This window comes from Streptomyces mesophilus (assembly GCF_040300965.1).
Lineage (GTDB): Bacteria > Actinomycetota > Actinomycetes > Streptomycetales > Streptomycetaceae > Streptomyces > Streptomyces mesophilus_A.
In genome coordinates, this window is sequence record NZ_JBEPEW010000274.1 from 1 (window position 1) to 5217 (window position 5217).

3 protein-coding genes and 1 pseudogene are annotated in these 5217 nt (G+C 73.7%); 3 read left to right on the forward strand and 1 reads right to left on the reverse strand.

Annotated elements, in window-relative coordinates; all coding sequences use genetic code 11:
* The 3 genes from cobT to ABT367_RS40680 all read left to right on the forward strand — a co-directional run.
* On the forward strand, positions 1 to 2628 hold a 2628-nt coding region (gene cobT / locus ABT367_RS40670), incomplete at its 5' end, for a nicotinate-nucleotide--dimethylbenzimidazole phosphoribosyltransferase (protein WP_352258926.1).
* Positions 2629 to 2830: 202 nt separating this feature from the next.
* Positions 2831 to 4057, forward strand: a complete 1227-nt coding sequence (gene cobA, locus ABT367_RS40675) for a uroporphyrinogen-III C-methyltransferase (protein WP_352258928.1) — start codon at positions 2831 to 2833, stop codon at positions 4055 to 4057.
* 54 nt (positions 4058 to 4111) lie between these two features.
* Positions 4112 to 4927: a TrmH family RNA methyltransferase gene (locus tag ABT367_RS40680; protein WP_352258930.1), complete on the forward strand. Its 816-nt coding sequence runs from the start codon at positions 4112 to 4114 to the stop codon at positions 4925 to 4927.
* A gap of 44 nt (positions 4928 to 4971) precedes the next feature.
* Here the strand turns inward: ABT367_RS40680 and ABT367_RS40685 are convergent.
* A pseudogene (locus ABT367_RS40685) lies at positions 4972 to 5217 on the reverse strand (serine/threonine protein kinase); the annotation flags it as partial.

Here is a 5217-nt window from a genome sequence, read left to right on the forward strand (position 1 = left end):
GCGCCCCAGGGCGGTCCGCAGCTCCACCTCGGTCCGCCGCAGTCCGCCGGCCCGGCCGTGCCGGGCGGCGAGAGCCACCCGCCCGTCGCACCGATCCCCATGCCCGCGGCCTCGTCCGAGGACCTGCCCGCCGACGACGGAGCCCACGCGATGCCGCCGGGCCTGAACTCCCAGGAGCCGGGCCCCATCGGCGAGTTCGTCCCCGTGGAGGGCGTCGTCCCGTCCACCCCGCACCTCGCCCCCACGCCGCCCCAGCTGCTCCGCCTGCCGGAAGAGCCGGCCGCGGGTGCGGAGGAGTCGGTGGTAGGCGCGGGTGCGGAGGAGTCGGCGGTGGCGGAGTCGGCGGTGGCGGAGCCGGCAGCACCGGTCGAGGAGGCTGCCGTCCCGGTCGAGGAGGTTGCCGTCCCGGTCCAAGCCACCTCCGCACCTGTGCAGGAGGCACCCGTACCGTCGCAGGACACCCCCGTACCGCCGCAGGAGACCGCCGCCCCGGCGCCGGAAGCGGCCGAGCCCGTGCAGGAGCCGGCCACCCCGTCCGAGCCCGAGCCCGAGCCGGCGCAGTCCGAGCCCGCCGGGTCCGACGTACGCAAGGAGGACGAGGCGCAGCCCGCGAACGACTCCACCTTCGCCGTCCCGGCCCCCCGTGAGGGCGAGCCGGAGCACGAGGCGACGGCGCACACCGAGGCGCCGGGCGCGGAGGAGTCGCCGGCCGCCGGCCCGGACGACACCGACGCCCGGGATGCGGCTGACGAGACCCTCACGGAGGAGCAGGCCGAGCCGGTGGCCGCCGGAACCGCCGAGCCCGTCACCCAGGAGCCCGAGGAAGTGGGCCCCGAACTCCTCCAGTACGCCGACGAGTTGGACACCGCGGACAACGCCGACGTACCCGCCGAAGGCCCCGCCGCCCCCGGCTACGCCGACGCCGAGCGCGAGGCCGTCCTGCGCGTGATGCGCGAGCGCCGCGACATCCGCAACGGCTTCCGCAGCGACCCCATCCCGCACGAGGTCCTGCTCCGCGTCCTCGAGGCCGCCCACACGGCGCCCTCCGTCGGCCACTCCCAGCCCTGGGACTTCGTCGTCATCCGCTCCGCCGACACCCGGCGCACGATGCACGAACTCGCCATGCGCCAGCGCGAGGCGTACGCGAAGTCGCTGCCCAAGGGCCGCGCGAAGCAGTTCAAGGAACTGAAGATCGAGGCCATCCTCGACACCCCGGTGAACATCGTCGTCACCGCCGATCCCACCCGCGGCGGCCGCCACACCCTCGGCCGGCACACCCAGCCGCAGATGGCCCCGTACTCCTCCGCGCTCGCCGTCGAGAACCTGTGGCTCGCCGCCCGCGCCGAAGGCCTCGGCGTCGGCTGGGTCAGCTTCTTCGACGAGCGCGAGATGGTGCGCACGCTCGGACTGCCCGAGCACCTGGAGGTCGTGGCGTATCTCTGTGTCGGATACGTCGACGAGTTCCCGGACGAGCCCGAGCTGATGCAGGCCGGCTGGTCCAAGCGCCGCCCGCTGTCGTGGGTCGTGCACGAGGAGACGTACGGACGCCGCGCGCTGCCCGGCGAGGACCCGCACGATCTGCTCTCCGAGACCGTGGCCAACATCCGTCCGCTGGACGCCAAGGCGCTCGGCGAGGCGTGGGAGCGGCAGAAGCGGATGACCAAGCCGCCGGGCGCGCTCGGCATGCTGGAGATCATCTCCGCACAGCTCGCGGGTCTGTCGAGGATGTGCCCGCCGCCGATCCCGGAGCCCGCGGCCGTCGCGATCTTCGCGGGCGACCACGGGGTGCACGCCCAGGGCGTGACCCCCTGGCCGCAGGAGGTAACCGGCCAGATGGTCGCCAACTTCCTGGGCGGCGGCGCGGTCTGCAACGCGTTCGCCAACCAGGTGGGCGCCGAGGTCTGCGTCATCGACGTGGGCGTCGCCTCCGACCTGCCGGCCACGCCGGGCCTGCTGCCCCGCAAGGTCCGCGCCGGTACGGCCGACATGACCACCGGCCCCGCCCTGACCCGCGAGGAGGTCAAGGCGGCCATCGAGGTCGGCATCGAGACGGCCCGCGACCTGGTCGCGGCCGGCAACAAGGCGCTGCTCACGGGGGAGATGGGCATCGCCAACACCACCGCGTCCGCGGCGCTGATCTCCGTCTTCACCGGCGCCGACCCGTCCGAGGTGACCGGCCGAGGCACCGGCATCAATGACGAGACCCTCGCCCGCAAGACGGATGTCGTACGGCGCGCACTGGAACTGCACCAGCCGGACCCGGCCGACCCCATCGGCGTCCTCGCGGCCATCGGCGGCCTCGAACACGCCGCCATGGTGGGCCTGTTGCTCGGCGGCGCGTCGCTGCGTACGCCGGTGATCCTGGACGGCGTGAGCGCCGGCGCGGCCGCCCTGGTGGCCCGCGCCATCGCCCCCGAGGTCCTGGCCGCGTGCATCGCGGGCCACCGCAGCGCGGAGCCCGGCCACGTCGCGGCCCTGAACAAGCTGGGCCTGCGCCCGTTGGTCGACCTGGACCTCCGCCTCGGCGAGGGCACAGGCGCCCTTCTCGCCCTCCCGGTCGTCCAGTCGGCCGCCCGCGCGATGCACGAGGTGGCGACCTTCGACTCTGCGGGCGTCACGGAGAAATAGCCCTGCGGCGATTCAGCAGATCCGAACGAAGTTCGGACGCGGGGTCCGGGGCGGAGCCCCGGTTTCGGGAAGGGGCGGGGTGGGGGAAAGGAACCCACCCACCCCGCGCCGTACCCTGAACCCGCACCGCAAAGCCCCACGTCACACTGCCGCTCCAGCGCCGAAGCGGCGCACGCCAGCCCGCACGAGGAGCCGCACAGCCATGGCCGAACACCCCGCGTACCCCGTAGGCCTCCGCCTGACAGGCCGCCGAGTCATCGTCCTCGGCGCCGGCCAGGTCGCCCAGCGCCGCCTCCCGGCCCTGATCGCGGCCGGCGCGGACATCCTGCTCATCTCGCCGGAGGCGACCCCCTCCGTGGAGGCCATGGCGGATGCGGGCGAACTCCGCTGGGAGCGCAGGAAGTACGAGCACGGCGACCTCGCCGAGGCCTGGTACGCCCTGATCGCCACGAGCGACCAGGCCGCCAACGAAGCGGCGAGCGCCGAAGCCGAGACCCGCCGCGTCTGGTGCGTACGCTCCGACGATGCCACCGCCGCCACCGCCTGGACCCCGGCGACGGGCCGCAGCGAGGGCGTCACCGTCGCGATCCTCACCACCGACCGCCCCGACCCCCGCCGCACCGCCGCGATCCGCGACGCGGTCGTCGAGGGCCTGCGCGACGGCACCCTCGTCGCCCCGCACCAGCGTCAGAAGACCCCCGGCGTCGCCCTGGTCGGCGGCGGCCCCGGCGACCCCGACCTGATCACCGTCCGCGGCCGCCGTCTCCTGGCGGAGGCCGACGTCGTGATCGCCGACCGGCTCGGTCCGCGCGACCTGCTCGCCGAACTCCCGCCGCACGTCGAGGTGATCGACGCAGCGAAGATCCCGTACGGCCGCTTCATGGCCCAGGAGGCGATCAACAACGCGCTGATCGAGCACGCCAAGGCCGGCAAGTCCGTCGTACGACTCAAGGGCGGCGACCCCTTCGTCTTCGGCCGCGGCATGGAGGAGGCCCAGGCGCTCGCCGAGGCCGGCATCCCGTGCACGGTCGTGCCCGGCATCTCCAGCTCGATCTCCGTCCCCGGAGCGGCCGGTATCCCGGTCACACACCGGGGCGTGGCCCATGAGTTCACGGTCGTCAGCGGCCATGTCGCCCCCGACGACGAGCGCTCCCTGGTCGACTGGACGGCGCTCGCCAAGGCCCGCGGCACGCTCGTCGTCCTCATGGGCGTCGACAAGATCGGCAAGATCGCCGAGACCTTGATCGCGGGCGGCCGGGCCCCCGAGACCCCCGTGGCCCTCGTCCAGGAGGGCACGACCGCCACCCAGCGCCGCGTGGACGCCACCCTGGCGACCGTCGCGGAGACCGTGACCGCCGAGGAGGTCCGCCCGCCGGCGGTGATCGTCATCGGCGAGGTCGTGACCGTCGGCCCAGGTAACCAGCGGTAACGGAAGTTCTCCCGCCCCGTTGGCACCGCACCGAGGACAAGGCAGTATCACCCTGTGGCCGATCTCATCCATGTCGACGACCCCGACGACCCGCGCCTGCGCGACTACACCGGACTCACGGACGTAGAGCTGCGGCGCAAGCGCGAACCCGCCGAAGGACTCTTCATCGCCGAGGGCGAGAAGGTGATCCGGCGCGCCAAGGACGCCGGGTACGAGATGCGCTCGATGCTTCTCTCCGCCAAGTGGGTCGACGTCATGCGCGATGTCATCGACGAACTCCCCGCGCCCGTCTACGCGGTCAGCCCCGAGCTGGCCGAACGGGTCACCGGCTACCACGTGCACCGCGGCGCCCTCGCCTCCATGCAGCGCAAACCGCTGCCGACCCCCGAGGAACTCCTCACGACGGCCCGCCGCGTGGCCGTGATGGAAGCGGTCAACGACCACACCAACATCGGCGCCATCTTCCGTTCGGCCGCCGCCCTCGGCATGGACGCGGTCCTGCTCTCACCGGACTGCGCGGACCCGCTCTACCGCCGCTCGGTGAAGGTGTCGATGGGCGCGGTGTTCTCCGTCCCGTACGCACGCCTGGAGTCCTGGCCGAAGTCCCTGGAGACCGTACGGGAAGCGGGCTTCAACCTCCTCGCCCTCACCCCGGACGAGAAGGCCGCCACGCTCGACGACATGGCCCCGCACCGTATGGACCGCGTGGCACTGATGCTGGGCGCGGAAGGCGACGGTCTCTCCACCCAGGCCCTGGTGGCGGCCGACGAATGGGTCCGCATCCCGATGGCCCACGGCGTCGACTCCCTCAACGTGGGCGCGGCCGCGGCGGTGGCGTTCTACGCGGTGACGGCGGGGCGGCCCCGTTAGCGGTAGGGGAATCCGCCCGCCGCGGGCGCCCCGCCGCTGGACCCTCAGCCGCTCAGCCCGCCGGAACCCGACCCCGCACCATCGGCCACCCGCTCCGCGACCCCCGTCACCTGCCGCAACCCCTGCGCAGGACCCTGACACCCCTGAGCCGCCGCGATCCCCAGCGCGACCAGCAGCGTCACCACCACGAACACGAACAACCGCTGCCGCAGCAGCCGCGGATTCGCCGGCACCCGGCGCCCCGTACCCGTCGTACGCGGCGCCGGACGCCCCGAACCACTGCGCGGCAC

Bases quoted from the DNA above. Each gene is read 5' to 3' on its own strand.
- cobA (WP_352258928.1), top strand. From the start codon at position 2,831: ATGGCCGAACACCCCGCGTACCCCGTAGGCCTCCGCCTGACAGGCCGC.